The organism is Micromonospora sp. NPDC049679 (assembly GCF_040659735.1).
In the GTDB taxonomy this organism is placed as follows: Bacteria; Actinomycetota; Actinomycetes; order Mycobacteriales; family Micromonosporaceae; genus Micromonospora_I.
Genome location: NZ_JBFANZ010000013.1, coordinates 1 through 15,972, shown reverse-complemented (window position 1 = coordinate 15,972; position 15,972 = coordinate 1). Strand labels below are relative to the sequence as shown.

Here is a 15,972-nt window from a genome sequence, read left to right as displayed (position 1 = left end):
CGCCCTCCGGTGAGCGCGCCGATGGGCTGGTACCTCCTGGCGGTGATGGTCACGAGCGGCGGCGCCGTCGCGGCACCGTCCAGCCTCACCGGCGGGCTCTTCACCGCGGTCGAACTGGTCGGCGTCGCCGCCATCCTGTTCGGGCTGCGGCACTACCGTCCCGCGGCGGGCCGCGCCTGGTGGTTCTTCGCCAGCGGCATCGGCGTCTCCGCGATCACCCACGTGGTGTGGTGGCAGTTGAAGGTGCACGGGCTGGGTGACCCGGTCGTACGCGACGCGCTGCCCCTGCTCGCCCACCCCCTCATGGCGCTCGGACTGGCCGCCCTGGTCCGCGCGCGGCACGGCCGCTCGCGATGGGAAGGCCTCCTCGACGCGGGGGTCGTCAGCGGCGGCCTCGCCGCGATCGCCTGGGTGCTCTTCGTCGAACGCAGCCTGCAGGGCGGCGTCCACAACGGGCAGCTCGCGGTGACCGTCAGTCGTCTCCTGCTCGACCTGATCCTCCTCGTGATGGCGCTCCGGCTGCTCTTCACCACCCGGGTGCACACCACCTCGTTCGCGTTGCTGCTCGCCGCGTTCGCGGCCCTGCTCGCCTCCGACGCCGCCACCCTCGTGCAGTTCCAGGACGTGTACGGGCACCCGGTCGCGCACATCGGCTGGCATCTGTGGGGCGTGCTGCTCGGCGCCGCCGCGCTCCACCCGTCGATGGCCCGGACCACCGACCTGGCCGAGTCCAACGAGGCCATCCCCAGCCGGGGCCGGCGGATCGTCTTCACGGTCAGTGCCGCGGTCGCCTCGGTGCTCAGCGTCTACGCCGCCGCGCGCACCGCCCCGGATCAGTGGGCGCACCTGTTGGTCATCGCCCTCATCGCCGCCACCGTCTCGGTCCTGTCGGTGCTGCGGCTCGGGCTCGTGGCCGCGGTCGCACACCGCCGCGCGACCGCGCTCAACGCGCACGCCGTCCGGCTCGGACGCGCCTTGCACGAGCAGCGGGTGCTGCAGAACCAGCTCAGCCACCGCGCCCTGCACGACCCGCTGACCAACCTCGGCAACCGCACCCTGCTGCAGCAGCACCTCGAGCGGACGCCGGGCGGCGCCCACGGGTCGTCCTCGCGGGGCCTGCTCCTGCTCGACCTGGACGGTTTCAAGGACATCAACGACAGCTACGGCCATCCCGTCGGCGATGAATTGCTGGTGCACGTGGCGCACCGCCTGTCACAGCACGTCCCCGAATCCGACACGGTGGCCCGACTCGGTGGCGACGAATTCGCCATCCTGCTCGAGGAGAGCACGGCGGAGCAGACCGCGGGCGTGGCGCAGCGCATCGTCGAGGCCCTGCAGGCGCCCTTCCGGGTCGCCGACCGCGACCTCTACCTGACCACCAGCATCGGTCTGCTGGCCCTGACCGGCGGGATCAACGCCGCCGAAGCGCTGCGCGACGTCGACCTCGCCCTGTACGCGGCGAAGAGCGCCGGCAAGAACCGCGTCGCGGTCTACCACCCGCAGATGCGCACCGACCAGCTCGATCTGACCCGGATCGCGACGGGCCTCCGGCACGCGATCGCGCGCCAGGAGTTCGCCCTGCACTACCAGCCCGTGGTCGACCTCGCCTCCGGTGCCGTGATCGGCGTTGAGGCGTTGCTGCGCTGGACGCCGGCGAGCGGCGCGCCCATCTCTCCCGTCGAGTTCATCCCGGTCGCCGAGGAGACCGGGCTGATCGTGCCGATCGGCACGTGGGTGCTGAACCGGGCCTGCGTCGACGCCCGCGCGTGGCACCAACGGCACGGCATCGCGGTGACGGTGAACGTCTCCGGCCGCCAACTGCGCGAGCCGGACTTCCCGCAGACCGTGCTGGACGCGCTGCGCGACAGCGGCCTGCCCGGCTCGGCGCTGGTCCTGGAGATCACCGAGACCGCCCTCGTCGCGGCCGGCGCGGCGGAGACCCGGACCGTGATCGAGCGACTGGAACAGCTGCGGCGGCAGGGGATCCGGGTCGCGGTCGACGACTTCGGCACCGGATACTCCTCGCTGTCCTATCTGCGGCAGCTGCCGGTCGACATCCTCAAGATCGACCGCGCGTTCACCTCCGCGATGGCCGCCGACGACGAGCAGTCGGCGGAGAACGAGGCCTTCACCCGAGCCATCCTGCAGCTCAGCAGCACCCTCGACCTGCAGACGATCGCCGAGGGTGTGGAGACCGCCGAGCAGGCCAGGCTGTTGCAGCAGATGGACTGCCGGCTCGCCCAGGGCTTCCACTTCGCCCGCCCGATGCCGTCGGGTCAGCTGACCGAGCTCCTCGGCGCTTCCCGCGCCGGACAGACGCCGACCGCACGCGTCGTCGCCCACGACAACGTGCCCGCCGCGGCCTTCTGAGCGGCGCGATCACGACCCGACGGGCCGCGTCCCGTCGACGACCGCGACCTTGTCGGGGCGCCGGCGAGCCGCCTCGGCGAGAACGCTGGCCAGCGAGAGGGTCGTCATCGCGCGTCGTCCTCCGGGTAGATGCGGCTCACCGTCTCGGCCACGCAGACCGGCTTGCCGCCGCCGTCGCTCTCGATCATGACGGTGACCACGAGCTGCACCCCACCGCCCGGCACCGGCTCCACCTCGGCGATCAGGGCGCTGGCGCGTACGGCCCCGCCGGTGCGCAGCGGCGCGGGGAAGCGCACCTTGTTGAGCCCGTAGTTGACGCCCATCCGCACCCCCTGCACCGTGTAGAGGTCACGCATCAGGGCCGGGATCAGCGACAGCGTGAGATAGCCGTGGGCGATGGTGCCGCCGAAGGGGCCGCCCGCCGCCCGCTCGGGATCGGTGTGGATCCACTGCCGGTCACCGGTCGCCTCGGCGAACGCGTCCACCCGGCTCTGCTCGATCCGGTGCCAGGGGCCCGGCCCCAGCGTCTCCCCCACGGCGACGGCCAGCTCCGCCGGGGACCCGAACGTCCTCATGCGAGGTGCCCGCCGATCATCGTGTAGCCGCGGAGCAGGTCACGGGAGAGGATCAGGCGCTGCATCTCGTCGGTCCCCTCGAAGATGCGGTACAGCCGCACCTGGCGGTACCACCGCTCGATCGGCAGCTCCCGCGTGTAGCCCATGCCGCCGTGGACCTGCAGCACCCGGTCCACCACCCGGTTGACCATGCCGGCGCCGTAGAGCTTCGCCATCGACGACGCGTGCCGCGGGTCCAGTCCCTGGTCCACGGTCCAGGCCGCGCGCAGCACCAACCACCGCGCGGCCTCCAGCTCGGTCTCCGAGTCCGCGATCATCCACTGGATCGCCTGGTTGACCCCGATCGGCTTGCCGAACGTCTCCCGGGTGTTGGCGTAGTCGATCGCCATCTGCAGGGCCCGCTCGGCGATACCGAGGGCGTGCGACGGAATCGTGTAGCGCCCCTTGCCGATCCACTGCATACCCAGCTCGAAGCCCTGCCCGATCTCACCGAGGATGTTGCGGCCCGGCACCCGGACGTTGTCGAAGACCAGCGAGGCCGGTCCGCCCTCCCCCATCGTCTGGATGAACTCCGACCGCCAGCCCATCGCCCGGTCGACCAGGAACGCGGTCGTGCCGCCGCCCCGGGCGCCCTTTTCCTTGTCGGTCACCGCGACGACGATCGCGAAGTCGGCGTCGTTGCCGTTGGTGATGAAGGTCTTCTCGCCGTTGAGGACCCAGTCGTCGCCGTCGCGGCGGGCGCTGAGCTTGATGTTGGCGGCGTCCGAGCCGGCGCCGGGCTCGGTGATGGCGAAGCAGGAGATCCGGTCGCCCTCGATCGTCGGGAGGAGGAACTCGCGCTTCTGCTCCTCGTTGGCGTAGAAGAGGATGTTGTCGGCCTCGCCGCCGAAGCGGAACGGCACGAACGAGCGGCCGAGCTCGGTCCAGATCAGCGACTGCATGACGGCGGGCAGGTTCATACCGCCGTACTCCTCCGGCGTGGAGAGCCCCCAGAAGCCGAACTTCTTCGCCTTGAGCTGCAGCTCGCGCAGCTCACTGCGGTCCAGCGACGGCTGATGGTTGCGCTCGCGCCGCAGCACCTCCTGCTCCAGTGGCAGGATCTCCTTACGGATGAAGGTCCGGACGGTGTCCCGGATCGCCTTCTCTTCGTCACTGAGCGAAAAGTCCACTGTGTCCTCCGAACGGATTGGGGGGCGGATCAGCCGAACGCGTTGACCCCGGTGAGGGCGCGTCCGATGAGCAGTTGCTGGATCTGACTGGTGCCTTCGTAGAGCGTGGTGACGCGCGCGTCGCGCAGGTACTTGCCGACCGGGTACTCGTCGATGTAGCCGTACCCGCCGAAGACCTGCAGCGCGTTGTTGGCCGCACGCACCGCGGCCTCACTGGCGAAGAGCTTCGCCATCGACGACTCGGTGGCGAACGGCGCGCCCCGTTCGATGAGTTCGGCGACCTGCCAGACCAGCAGGCGGGCCGCCGCGGTGTCGACGGCGATGTTCGAGATGAGCTGCTGGACCAGCTGGTAGGCGGCGATGGGCTTGCCGAACTGCTCACGCTGCCCCGCGTACGTCACGGCGGCGTCCAGGCAGCCCTGGGCGATTCCGACGCAGCCGGCCGCGACGGACATCCGCCCCTTGGCGAGGGCCGCCATCGCGACCGAGAAGCCCTTGCCCTCATCGCCCAGGCGGGCCGAGTCCGGCACCCGGATCCCGTCGAGGGTGAGCTCCGCGGTGGCCTGACCGCGTAGGCCGAGCTTGCCGTGCACCTCCCGCCGGCCGAAGCCGGGCGCGTCGGTCGGCACGAGGAACGCGGTGATCCCCTTGTGCCCGTCACCGCCGGTGCGGACGAAGACCAGCGCGACCTCGGCGAGCGTTCCGTTCGTGATGAAGATCTTGGAGCCGCTGATGACCCAGTCGTCGCCGTGGCGCACCGCCCGGGTGCGCAGCGACGCCGCGTCGGAGCCGGTGCCCGGCTCGGTCAGCGCGAAGCAGCCGAGCGCCTCGCCGGCGCAGAGCCGGGGCAGCCAGTCGCGCTTCTGCGCCTCGGTGCCGTACGCCGCGATCGACTTGGCGACCAGTCCCAGCGACACCGACACGATGCCGCGTACGGAGGAGTCGCCGCGGCCTAGCTCCTCGAGCACGAGGCAGTACGCCAGGTGGTCCCCGCCCGATCCGCCGTGCTCCTCCGGGAGGGTCAGACCGAGGAAGCCCAGCTCGCCGAGCTTGCGCACGATGCCGGGGTCGACCGCCTCGCGCCGGTCCCATTCCGCGGCGTGCGGCGTCACCTCGCGATCGACGAATTCGGCGGCGAGCTGGCGGACGGCCGCCTGCTCCGGCGAGAGTTCCAGGTTCATCGGCGACTCATCCTCATCAGCGGGGACCTCGCCACTAAACTAGCGGTGCAAGTTTTTCCCCGTCCAGACCCCCGTGTGGCAGAGTTCGGAAAACCAGCCGCCGAAGGAGGTGCGCGCATGCCGCGGCCGCGCCAGGCCCTGCTCAGCCGCGACCGGATCATCGAGGTCGCCGCCGCGCTCATCGACGCGGAAGGGCTCGCCGCGCTCTCCACCCGCCGCCTGGCGGCCGAACTCGGTGTCCGCGGCCCGTCGCTCTACAACCACTTCGCCACGAAGGACGAGATCCTCGACGCGGTCGCCGACTCGATCACCTCGCAGGTCGACATCACCGTCTTCGCCACCGACGACTGGCGGGTGGCGCTGCGGCGGTGGGGCCGCTCCTACCGCGAGGCGCTCGCCGCCCATCCCCACATCGTGCCGTTTCTCGCGCAGGGGCCGGGGCGTCGGCCGCCCGCGTTGGCGATGGCGGACGCGGTCTACGGCGCGCTGGTGGACGCGGGATGGCCCGCGGCGCGTGCGACGCACATCGGGGCGATGATGCGCTATTTCGTCGCCGGGTCGGCGCTGGGCTCGTTCGCCCGCGGCTTCGTCGAGGACCCGCAACTCTACGCCGAGCAGTACCCCCATTTGACCCAGGCGCACCGCCTCGCGGAGCACCAACAGAGCGTCGACGAGGGAGCATTCGTCCTCGGGCTCGACGCGCTGATCGACGGATTGAGCCACCTCTACGAGTCGGTGGTCGGCCCGCTGCCACCCCTGCCCGCGGACACCGACCCGTACTACAGTAAAAACTTGCACTGATAGTTTCCGCGCGGCCGGGTGGCCGCTCGACGCCGAGGACGCCATGACCCCCGCAGCGACCGCGCCGACCGACCGCACCGCCCTCTACATCGACGGAAAGTGGGCGCCCGCGTCGGGCACGGCGTCGATCCCGGTCGAGAATCCCGCCACCGAAGAGGTGCTCGCGCACGTACCCGCCGCGACCGCCGCCGATGTGGACCGGGCGGTCGCCGCCGCCCGCGCCGCCTTCGGGCCGTGGGCCGCCACCCCCGCCCCGGAGCGGGCCGCCCACCTCGACCGGCTGCACACCGCCCTCGCCGCGCGTGCCGACGGGATCGCGCGGACCGTCGCGCACGAACTCGGCACCCCACTCAAGATGGCGACCCGGATTCAGGCCGGTCTCCCCCTCGCCGTGCTGCGCAGCTACGTCGAGCTCGCTGCCCGCCCGCCGGCCGAGGAGACCATCGGCAACTCCCTGGTCGTCCGCGAGCCGGTCGGCGTCGTCGGCGCCATCACGCCGTGGAACTACCCGCTGCACCAGGTCGTCGCCAAGCTCGCCCCCGCGCTCGCCGCCGGCTGCACCGTGGTGCTCAAGCCGAGCGAGCTCACCCCGCTCGTCGCCTACCTGCTCTTCGACGCCATCGACGAGGCGGGGCTGCCGCCGGGTGTCGTCAACCTGGTCACCGGCACCGGTCCCGTCGTCGGCGAGGCGATCGCCGCGCATCCCGATGTGGACATGGTCTCCTTCACCGGCTCCACCGCGACCGGCCGGCGGATCTCGCACCTCGCCGCCGACCGGATCGCCCGGGTCGCCCTCGAACTCGGCGGCAAGTCGGCCAACGTGATCCTCGACGACGCCGATCTCGCCAAGGCCGTCAAGGTCGGCGTCGGTAACGCCTTCCTCAACTCCGGACAGACCTGCACCGCGTGGACCCGGATGCTGGTGCACCGCAGCCGCTACGACGAGGCGGTCGCCCTCGCCGGTCAGGCCGCGCAGGGCTACGTGCTGGGCGATCCCTTCGACGAGGCGACCCGGCTGGGCCCGGTGGTCTCGGCCGCGCAGCGTGAGCGCGTGCGCGGGTACATCGCGCGCGGCCTCGACGAGGGCGCCCGGCTGGTCGCCGGCGGACTCGACGCGGCGCTCCCCGCACGCGGCCACTTCGTCGCCCCGACCGTCCTCGCGGACGTGACGCCGGAGAGCACGGTGGCGCAGGAGGAGATCTTCGGACCGGTCCTCTCGGTCATCCCGTTCGACGACGACGACCACGCGGTGGCGATCGCCAACAACTCCCGGTACGGGCTGCACGGCGGCGTCTGGTCCGGCGATGAGGAGCGGGCCCTCGGGGTCGCGCGGCGCATGCGCACCGGAGCCGTCGACGTCAACGGCGGCGCGTTCAACCCGCTCGCGCCCTTCGGCGGCTACAAGCAGTCCGGCATCGGTCGGGAGCTCGGTGTCCACGGCCTGGTGGAGTTCCTGCAGACCAAGGCGATCCAGCGATGAGCGCGGTCGTGCGCGGCCTGGTCGCCCGCGGCGCCGGCCAGGAGCTCACCGTCGAGGACGTACGCCTTCCGCGGCCCGACGCCGGCGAGGTGCGGGTCCGCATCCGGGCCGCCGGCGTCTGCCACTCCGACCTGTCGATGGTCAACGGCACGCTCGCGCCGCCGTTCCCCCTCGTGCTCGGGCACGAGGCGGCCGGCGTGGTGGTCGAGGTCGGCGACGGCGTCGAGCGGGTACGGGTCGAGGACCACGTGGTGCTCAACTGGGCGCCGGCCTGCCGGCAGTGCTGGTTCTGCCGCCACGACGAGCCGTGGCTCTGCGCGAGCTCCGGCACGCCGGCCGTCGCGCGGGGCGCCACCGCCGACGGCGCGCAGCTGCACGTCACGCTCGGCCTCGGCGCGCTGGCGCAGGAAGTCGTGGTCCCGCAGCACGCCGTCATCGCGGTGCCACCGGCGCTGCCGTGGGCCGAGGCGGCGCTGCTCGGCTGCGCCGTGCTCACCGGGGTCGGCGCGGTCAACAACACCGCCGCGGTGAAAGCCGGCGACTCGGTCGCGGTCATCGGGCTCGGCGGGGTCGGGCTGGCGGCGCTGACCGCCGCGCGGGCCGCGGGCGCCGGTCCCGTCATCGCCGTGGACGTCTCCCCCGCGAAGCGCGAGTTGGCGCTCGCCGCCGGGGCCACGGACTACCTCGTCTCCGACGACCGGCTGGCGAAGACGATCCGCGAGCTGACCGAGGGACGCGGCGTCGACCACGCCTTCGAGTGCGTCGGCCGGTCGGCCACGATCCGTACGGCATGGCGCAGCGCGCGTCGCGGCGGCCAGGTGATCGTCGTGGGCATGGGGGCGAAGGACGACGAGGTCGGCCTCAGCGCGCTGGACATCTTCCACTCCGCGCGGACGCTCCGCTCCTCGGTGTACGGCTCGTCCGACCCCGACCGCGAGGTCCCCGAGCTGGCCCGTGCCGTGCTCGACGGGTCGCTGTCACTGGCTCCGCTGATCACCGACCGCATCCCGCTCGACGCGGCACCGGCGGCCTTCGAACGGATGGCCCGCGGCGAGGGCGCCCGGTCGGTGGTGCTCTTCGACGAGTGAGCGCCGCGGGCAGGGGTCAGCCGAGGCCGGCCGCCATCGCGGTCACCAGCAGTGCGGTGACGGTCCGCGTCATGACGGCCCGCGCCTCGGCGACGCCCAGCCCGAGCGTGTCGCGGAGCATCGACCAGGCCGGCGACATGGTCGCGGCGATCAGCGCGTGCAGCACCTCGTCGCGCCCCGCACCGGCCATCTCCAGCTCCGGCGCGAAGAGCTCCTCGATCTCCGCGCGGAGCCGGTCGACGTGCTTGGCGCGGTTGCGGCGCAGCTGGGCCGAGAACGGTTCGCGCATCTGGGCGGCCCGGGCGCACGGCGCGAGCATCTGCAGCAGGCGCGCGCGTTGCCGGCAGAACGCGTCCACCCGCCGGGTCAGCGGCAGCGCGGGTGAGATGGGACGGTACGCCGCGTCCTGCCGCGCCAGCACCCGCTCGCCGCTCGCCTCGAACAGCGTTTCCATGTCCTTGAAGCTGGTCCAGAGCGTGCGCAGCGACACCCCGGCCCGCTCGGCGATCCGCTCGCCGGTCGGCCTGAGGTCGCCCTCGGAGATGAGCGCCAGGTGCGCGTCGACGATCGCGGTGCGGGTGCGCGCCGCGCGGGCGGTGCGACCGTCGACGCGCGCCCCGGTGTCCATCCTGCTCACTGCTCAGCCTCCCGCTGCGTCGATCATGAAGTTATCGCATCGACACCCCGGCATCGGCAGCGACAACTCCATGATCGACGCAGCGGATGTGGGATGCTCCCGCCGCGGGCCGCACCGTCGGGGGATCAGCTCGACGGGATGCCGTTCTGCGGCGGCGAGAGCGGCTGTTCGCGGTATTCGTTGACCGGGCCGTCCTGCTCGTCGGTCTCGTACGCCGGACCGAAGTAGTCCTGCACGCCACCCGAAACCTTGATCATCCGCAGGCCGCCGTATCCCGAATGGTCGCCGGTGGCGAACCGCAACGGCGCGAGCCCGGGTCCCCGGTAGCCCCCCTTCTCCACGGCGGCGATCAGCTTGTCCCGGGTGAGATCCTTGCCGGCGGCGAGCAGGACCTGGACGAAGAGGTAGCCGACCGCCATGCCGTACAGCACGTGGCCGTCGAAGGGGGTCCCGCCGTTGCGCTCGTCGTTGATCCTGCGGAACAACGCCGTCCACGGGTCGGTGGCGCTGGCGACCGACGGCAGGTAGTTCGCCCCGAGCATCCCCTCCAGCAGCGGCTTCGCCTCGCCGAGTTGCGCGGCGAGCGTGGCGTAGTCGCCGCCCACGTTGGAGACCACCCATTGCGGCTTGAAGTCCAGCCGGGCCGCGGTGCCCACCGACAGCGCGGTGAAGCCGGGCACGGTCGCGAGGACGACGACCTGGCAGCCACCCGCCTTGAGAGCGCCGATCTGCGGTGCGACGTTGGGGTTGCTGGTGACGTAGCTCTGCTTCACGGCCACGCCGGTCGGGCCGAGGATCTTCTCGACGCCGGCGAGGCTGTCCCGGCCGAAGTCGTCGCCCTGGCCCAGGAAGCAGACCTTCCGACCGGCGAGGTTGGCCTTGATGTAGGTCGCGAGAATCTTGCCCTCGACGGTGTAGTCGGGGTTGAACCCGAAGGTGCCCGAATACTTCTGCGGCTGGTCCCAGCTGCGGCTGCCGGACGCGACGAAGAGGTCCGGCACGCGGTTGGTCTTCAGGAAGTCCAGCACGCCGGTGTGGGTGGGCGTGCCGAGTCCGTTGAGGACGGCGAAGACGCGGTCCTGGAGGACCAACTCCCGGACGACCTGCTGGGTGGTCGCCGGGTTGTACGTGTCGTCCATGATCTTGTAGTTGATCTTCCGCCCGTGGACCCCGCCGTTCGCGTTGACGTGGTCGAAGTACGCCTTGGTGGCCGGCGCGATCTTCGAATAGCCGGCCGAGGCGGGCCCGGTCAGCGGCATGTGCGTGCCGACCAGGATCTCACTGTCGCTGACTCCGGGAACCGCCTGTGCGCCACTCCCGCCGTCGCCGGCGCAGCCCGCCGCGGCGGCCAGCAGCGCGACGGAGGTGGCGATCGCGAGGGCACGTCGAACACCGTGATACATGCTCAGCACCGACCTTTCCGTTATCCGATTGGTTATCCGCGCCGCGTCGACCAGGACAGCCGCGCCGATCTGCCGAGCCGGCGCAGCAGCCCCTGCACGCCGCCGGGCGCGACGATCATGACGACGATCAACGTGATGCCGAAGACCGCGAGCGGCAGATTCCCCTCCAGCCGCTGCGCCACCGCCGGCGACAGGGCGAGCCGCTCGGTCAGCAGATGACTCAGGTCGGGGAGCGCCACCAGCAGAGCCGCCCCCCACACCGCGCCCGCCAGGCTGCCCAGCCCACCGATCACGATCGCCATCAGCAGGAAGAGCGAGAGCGTCAGCGAGAACGCACCCGGCGACACGCTCTGTGCCAGCAGTGCGAGCAGCCCGCCGCCGAGGCCGGCGCAGGCCGCGCTCACCACGAACGCCAGCACCTGCGTGCGGGCGACGTGGATGCCGGCGAGCCGGGCGGCCACCTCGTCGTCCCGGACCGCGACGAGGGACCGGCCGAACCGGCTGCGCACCAGATTCGCCAGCAGCAGCATCGTCAGCAGCGCGCCGGCCAGCGCGAGCCAGGCCTGCCACCGCTCGTACGGGAAGGAGGCGCCCAGCGCGGCAGGAGGCGGCGGCACGGCCACGCCGAGTCCCTGCTCGCCGTTGAACACTCCGTCGAACGTCGTCGCGATCGCGGGTACGACGACCGCCACCGCGAGGGTGAACCCGGCGAGATACGGACCCCGGAGCCGGGCCGCGACGAGCCCGATCACCGCACCGACCGCGGTGGCCACGACGACCGCCGCGGCGAGCGAGACGATCAGCGTCCAGCCGCCGAGGAAACCGGCGTCGCCGAGCGCGTTCTGCAGCAACGCGACGGTGTAGGCGCCGGTGGCCATCAGCGCGCCGTGCCCGAGCGAGAGCTGACCATTCAGCCCGGTCAGCAGCGTGAGCCCCGCCGTCGCGCAGAGATAGGCGGCCATCGTCGCGAGCTGGTAGTTGCGGAACGGCGCGAGGCCGTAGGTGAGCCCGAGCAGGAGCAGCGCGGCCGCCGCGGTCACGGCCAGGTGTCGCAGCAGGGTGGAGCGCCGCGGCGCGGGGAGTGTGGGCGGAAAGGCGTTCATACCGTCCTCCGGGCGGCCGCGGAGAAGAGTCCGGCGGGGCGGATCAGCAGCACCGCCAGGAGCAGGACGAGGACCGCCAGCGGGGTGACGTCGCTGCCGAGATAGCCGCTGACGTAGGACAGGATCAGCCCGACGGCCAGCCCTCCGACGACCGCCCCCGGTGGACTGTCGAGCCCACCGACGACCGCCGCGGTGAACGCCGACACGAACACCAGATCCATGGCGTGCGGGTGCAGGCCGAGCTCGGTCGGTATGATCAGCATGCCGGCCAGCGCGCCGAGCGCGGCGGCGAGCGCCCAACCGAAGGTGAGCATGCCGCCGACGTTGACGCCGAGCAGCCGGGACACCTCCGGCGCGAAGGCGGCGGCCCTCATCCGCAGCCCCACCGGGGTGCGGGTGAAGAGCAGGGCCAGCGCCAGGACCACCAGCAGCACCGCGGCGAAGACGAAGAGGTCGTACCGGGAGAGCAGCGCCAGCTCACCGACGCTGAGCGCGGTCCGGCTGAACGGCGCCGGCGCGGGCCGGAACTCGTTGCCGTAGGCCATGCCCAGCCCGGCCTGGAGCACCAGGACGAGTCCGAGCGCGACGATGACGGCGTTGAGCGGTGAGCCGTGGTCGACGAAACGCATCACGCCCCGCTCCACCACCGCGCCCAGCATCAACCCGGCCACCAGCGCGATCCCGAAGCCCAGCCAGTAGGAACCGGTCGCGGTGGAGATGCTGTAGGCCGCGTACGCGGTGGCCACCGCCATCGCGCCCTGGGCGAAGTTGACGATGCGGGTCGCCCGCCAGATGAGCACCAGGGCCAGCGCGAAGGCCGCGTAGACGGCGCCGCGCGACAGGCCGTCGAGCGTGAGAAAGATGAAGCGCTGCACCGCCCCTCCCATCAGAACCCCAGATACGCGTGGCGCAACTGCTCGTCGTCGCGCAGCTCCGCCGGCCCGGTCGCGACGACGATGCGCCCCAGCGCCATCACCACCCCCTCGTCGGCGACGGAGAGGGCACTGCGCACGTTCTGCTCGACGAGCAGGACGGTGAGCCCCGTGTCGTCGCGAAGCTGGCGCAGCAACGCCATGATCTCGGCGGTCACCCGCGGTGCGAGTCCCAACGACGGCTCGTCGAGGAGCAGGAGACGCGGTCGGGCCACCAGCGCCCGCCCGAGCGCGAGCTGCTGGCGCTCCCCGCCGGAGAGCTGGTGGCCGGCGTGCCGCCGCCGGCGCGCCAGCGGCTCGAAGAGGTCGTACACCTCGGCGAGGGCGCGCCGCGCGTCGGTGCGGTCACGGCGCCACAGGCCACCCAGCCGCAGGTTCTCCTCGACGGTGAGCTCTTCGACCACTCCCCGCCCCTGCGGCACGTGCACCAGGCCGCGCCGCACGAGGTGCTCGACCGGGGTGCCGCCCAGCTCCACGCCGTCGAAGACGATCCGACCGCCCGTGGGCCGGATCAGGCCGGAGAGCGCGCGGAGCAGGGTCGTCTTGCCCGCCCCGTTCGCCCCGAGCACGGCGGTGATGGTGCCGGCGGGCACCGTCAGGTCGATCCCCCGCAGCACCGGCGCGTTCCCGTAGCCGGCGATCAGCCCGGACGTCTGCAGCATCGGCTCGGCGCTCATGCCCGGCTCCCCTGCCGGGCGGTGGGCGGGTCGGGACGGGTCTGCGACTCGACGGCGGCGCCGAGGTAGGCGTCGATGACCGCGGGGTCCTCGCGTACCTGCTGCGGCGTGCCGGATGCGATGAGCCGCCCGAAGTCCAGCACGGCGATCTCGTCGCAGACCGCCATGACCAGGTCCATGTGGTGTTCGACCAGCATGACCGCGCAACCGCCGCCGTGCCGTGTCGGCAGCGCGGTGATGAGCGCGGCCAGCTCCTCGATCTCGTCGGCGCCGAGGCCACCGGCGGGTTCGTCGAGCAGCAGCAGCCGGGGCCGTGCGGCGAGGGCCCGGGCGAGGGCGACGCGCTTGCGGATCGCGTACGGCAACGTGGCGGGCGCCGCCGCGGCGTGCGCGGCGATGCCGAGCTCGTCGAGGAGCGTCATCGCCTCTGCCCGCAGCCGACGCTCCTCGCGGTCGCTGCGCGGCAGCCCGAACAGCGCGGCCACAAAGCCGGCGCGGGCCGCGGCGGTCGCGCCGGCCATGACGTTGTCCAGCACGCTCATTCCGCTGAAGAGGCCGACACCCTGCAGAGTCCGGGCGATGCCGAGGGCGGTGAGCCGGTGCGGCCGCGGCCGCAGCGGCCGCCCGTCGAGGGAGACGGAGCCGGAGGTCGGTGCGACGAAGCCACAGACCACGTTGAACAACGTCGTCTTTCCCGCGCCGTTGGGTCCGATGACGCCAACGATGGCGCCCGGTGGCAGGCGCAGCGACACGTCGTCGAGCGCCACCAGGCCGCCGAAGCGCACGCCGATCCCGTGCAGCGCGAGGCCGTCGGGGTGGGGTTCGGCGGGCTGGTCCATCTGCACCTCGTTCGCTGCGTGTGGGCCGGCAGGATGGTGTGCGGAGAACACCCCCGGCGCCCAACCGGCCCCAGGGTTATTTCACTAGGAGTGTACGTTTCCAACGGCGATCGTCAATGCCCTCGGTTCGGCCACGGATTTTTTTCCCGTCGGGACGACCATCTCAGACCCGCCGCCGCAGCTATTTGCACTGCTAGTGCAGCATGATCGGGCGTCTCTCCGTTGTGGACTGTTTCCCTGTTTTCGCAGGTGACACGCATGCCAGGCTGGTGATTTCGCCGATGTGCGCCGTCCGCGTGCCGTCCCAGACTTCGAGCCATCCGTCCCCCCAAGGAGGAGGCTCCCATGCGCCGGATCTTCGGCATTCTGCTGGCCGCGCTCACGCTGGTGACCGTCGGCCCGCTCCCGTCAGCGCAGGCCGCCGCGGCCCGTACCCCGGTCATCTTCGTCCATGGCTTCGGCGGCAGCGCGTCCAACTGGACCACCGCCAAGTCCGTCTTCCGATCCGCCGGTTACAGCGACAGCGAGTTGTTCACCTACGACTACAACTCCAGCCAGTCCAACGAGACGAGCGCGGCCGGGCTCGCCGCCTTCGTCAACCAGGTGCGCAGCCGTACGGGCGCGGCCAGAGTGGATCTGGTGAACCACTCGATGGGTGGCCTGGTCACCCGCTGGTACGTCAAACAGCTCGGCGGCCAGAGCGTGGTCGGCCATTGGGCGTCATTGGCCGGCGCCAACCACGGCACCACCTCGGCCGGCGCCTGCATCCTCCTTCCCTCGTGCATCGAGATGTACCCCGGCTCGGTTTTCCTGAGCCGGCTCAACGCGGGCGACGAGACGCCGGGCAGCACCCGCTACCGCACCTGGTACTCACCCTGCGACGGTGTGATCCTCCCCTACACCAGCACGACGGTGAGCGGCGCGACGAACACGTACGTCGCCTGCACCGGCCACCTGGCCTTCCTCACCGACACCGCGATACTGCGTCAGGTGAGCGGTTTCATGGCGAGTTGAGCACGATCTCGCCACCGCCGTTCGGGCCCGCGACGAAACGGTCGCGGGCCCGCGCCGCCGCGCTCTCATTCACTGCCGCATGTCCATATATCATCGTCCGTTGGTCGCCCATGGCAGGAACTCCCCCACTCCCGCCCCGGCACGACCGCCCCGAGCAATCACTGTTCGAGAGAGGCGCGACGTGACCCACCCCTACCGGCCACCCCACGCCACCCCGCTCCAGCCGCGACCGCGCCGGAAGAAACTGACCTGGCTCTGGATCGTCATCGCCGCCGGCACCCTCACGCTGATCGGCGTGGGGGTGCGCTTGACCGGCGGCGCCGCCCCCGGCGACTCCGAGACCGACGCTTCCGGGGCCGCTGCGGCGGGCGCCGCGAGCGCTCCGGCGGCCGCTGCCGGCAACGCCGGCAAGCAGGACCGTGACGGCTGGGACGCCTGCCGGCGTCTCCGTGACCTGGGCGCGACCACCTTCGACCAGACGATCAACCGCACCGTCGGGGAGCACGCGCGGAAGTCCACGAACCAGGAGATCGCGACGCGCGGGAAGAACCTCGTGGACACCACCCAGAAGGCCGCGGGACAGGATCCGATCGACGCCAACCTGGCGACCTGCTCTCGATCTTTGTCGATCGGCGCACCGCGATCGAGGTCGTGCATGCCGCGGCCTCGCTCACCGTGGCGGTCGCGCTCGCCACGGCGGTCA

The 15,972-nt window shown here is 71.9% G+C and carries 15 protein-coding genes; 6 read left to right on the top strand and 9 right to left on the bottom strand.

Translation table 11 applies throughout. The features are described 5' to 3' along the window. The first annotated feature begins 9 nt into the window (after nucleotides 1-9). Nucleotides 10-2,370, top strand: a complete 2,361-nt coding sequence (locus tag AB0J06_RS10990; RefSeq protein ID WP_357427088.1) for an EAL domain-containing protein — start codon at nucleotides 10-12, stop codon at nucleotides 2,368-2,370. A 104-nt stretch (nucleotides 2,371-2,474) separates the two neighbouring features. On the opposite strand, the gene AB0J06_RS10985 is transcribed toward AB0J06_RS10990, so the two are convergent. From AB0J06_RS10985 to AB0J06_RS10975, 3 genes are read right to left on the bottom strand one after another with little or no spacing between them, the layout of a single operon-like run. Further along, complete coding sequence (locus AB0J06_RS10985; protein WP_357427086.1) at nucleotides 2,475-2,945, bottom strand: MaoC family dehydratase; 471 nt, start codon at nucleotides 2,943-2,945, stop codon at nucleotides 2,475-2,477. After that, nucleotides 2,942-4,114, bottom strand: coding sequence for an acyl-CoA dehydrogenase family protein (locus tag AB0J06_RS10980; protein ID WP_357427084.1), 1,173 nt, complete (start codon nucleotides 4,112-4,114; stop codon nucleotides 2,942-2,944). Before AB0J06_RS10980 ends, AB0J06_RS10985 begins: the two co-directional genes overlap by 4 nt. A 29-nt stretch (nucleotides 4,115-4,143) precedes the next feature. Further along, the gene (locus AB0J06_RS10975; protein WP_357427082.1) at nucleotides 4,144-5,295 is read right to left on the bottom strand and encodes an acyl-CoA dehydrogenase family protein; all 1,152 of its coding nucleotides are present in this window, start codon (nucleotides 5,293-5,295) and stop codon (nucleotides 4,144-4,146) included. Between the two features lie 117 nt (nucleotides 5,296-5,412). On the opposite strand from AB0J06_RS10975, the gene AB0J06_RS10970 reads away from it, so the two are divergent. Genes AB0J06_RS10970 through AB0J06_RS10960 form a run of 3 tightly spaced genes read left to right on the top strand, consistent with a single transcriptional unit; the run spans nucleotide 5,413 to nucleotide 8,664 of the window. Further along, on the top strand, nucleotides 5,413-6,096 hold the full coding sequence (locus AB0J06_RS10970) for a TetR/AcrR family transcriptional regulator C-terminal domain-containing protein (RefSeq protein WP_357427080.1): 684 nt from the start codon (nucleotides 5,413-5,415) through the stop codon (nucleotides 6,094-6,096). 43 nt (nucleotides 6,097-6,139) lie between these two features. After that, on the top strand, nucleotides 6,140-7,576 hold the full coding sequence (locus AB0J06_RS10965) for an aldehyde dehydrogenase family protein (RefSeq protein WP_357427078.1): 1,437 nt from the start codon (nucleotides 6,140-6,142) through the stop codon (nucleotides 7,574-7,576). After that, nucleotides 7,573-8,664, top strand: coding sequence for a zinc-binding dehydrogenase (locus AB0J06_RS10960; RefSeq protein ID WP_357427076.1), 1,092 nt, complete (start codon nucleotides 7,573-7,575; stop codon nucleotides 8,662-8,664). Before AB0J06_RS10965 ends, AB0J06_RS10960 begins: the two co-directional genes overlap by 4 nt. A gap of 16 nt (nucleotides 8,665-8,680) precedes the next feature. Here the strand turns inward: AB0J06_RS10960 and AB0J06_RS10955 are convergent, their stop codons facing one another. The 6 genes from AB0J06_RS10955 to AB0J06_RS10930 all read right to left on the bottom strand — a co-directional run bounded on the left by AB0J06_RS10955 (nucleotide 8,681) and on the right by AB0J06_RS10930 (nucleotide 14,255). Next, a complete protein-coding gene (locus AB0J06_RS10955; protein ID WP_357427306.1) occupies nucleotides 8,681-9,292 on the bottom strand; it encodes a TetR/AcrR family transcriptional regulator in 612 nt (203 codons plus the stop codon). A gap of 134 nt (nucleotides 9,293-9,426) precedes the next feature. Continuing rightward, entirely contained in the window at nucleotides 9,427-10,704 is a 1,278-nt protein-coding gene (locus AB0J06_RS10950; protein WP_357427074.1) for an ABC transporter substrate-binding protein, read from the bottom strand. A 32-nt stretch (nucleotides 10,705-10,736) separates the two neighbouring features. After that, the gene (locus AB0J06_RS10945) at nucleotides 10,737-11,807 is read right to left on the bottom strand and encodes a branched-chain amino acid ABC transporter permease (protein ID WP_357427072.1); all 1,071 of its coding nucleotides are present in this window, start codon (nucleotides 11,805-11,807) and stop codon (nucleotides 10,737-10,739) included. Next, nucleotides 11,804-12,682: a branched-chain amino acid ABC transporter permease gene (locus tag AB0J06_RS10940; RefSeq protein WP_357427070.1), complete on the bottom strand. Its 879-nt coding sequence runs from the start codon at nucleotides 12,680-12,682 to the stop codon at nucleotides 11,804-11,806. Before AB0J06_RS10940 ends, AB0J06_RS10945 begins: the two co-directional genes overlap by 4 nt. Nucleotides 12,683-12,693: 11 nt before the next feature. Next, nucleotides 12,694-13,416, bottom strand: coding sequence for an ABC transporter ATP-binding protein (locus AB0J06_RS10935; RefSeq protein WP_357427068.1), 723 nt, complete (start codon nucleotides 13,414-13,416; stop codon nucleotides 12,694-12,696). Next, on the bottom strand, nucleotides 13,413-14,255 hold the full coding sequence (locus AB0J06_RS10930) for an ATP-binding cassette domain-containing protein (protein WP_357427066.1): 843 nt from the start codon (nucleotides 14,253-14,255) through the stop codon (nucleotides 13,413-13,415). The genes AB0J06_RS10935 and AB0J06_RS10930 overlap by 4 nt, the downstream gene beginning before the upstream one ends. A 345-nt stretch (nucleotides 14,256-14,600) precedes the next feature. Between AB0J06_RS10930 and AB0J06_RS10925 the strand changes: the two genes are divergently transcribed. Together AB0J06_RS10925 and AB0J06_RS10920 are read left to right on the top strand one after the other, a co-directional pair. After that, nucleotides 14,601-15,269: an alpha/beta fold hydrolase gene (locus AB0J06_RS10925; RefSeq protein WP_357427064.1), complete on the top strand. Its 669-nt coding sequence runs from the start codon at nucleotides 14,601-14,603 to the stop codon at nucleotides 15,267-15,269. A 181-nt stretch (nucleotides 15,270-15,450) separates the two neighbouring features. After that, a partial coding sequence (locus AB0J06_RS10920; protein WP_357427062.1) for a hypothetical protein occupies nucleotides 15,451-15,972 on the top strand: 522 nt, incomplete at its 3' end.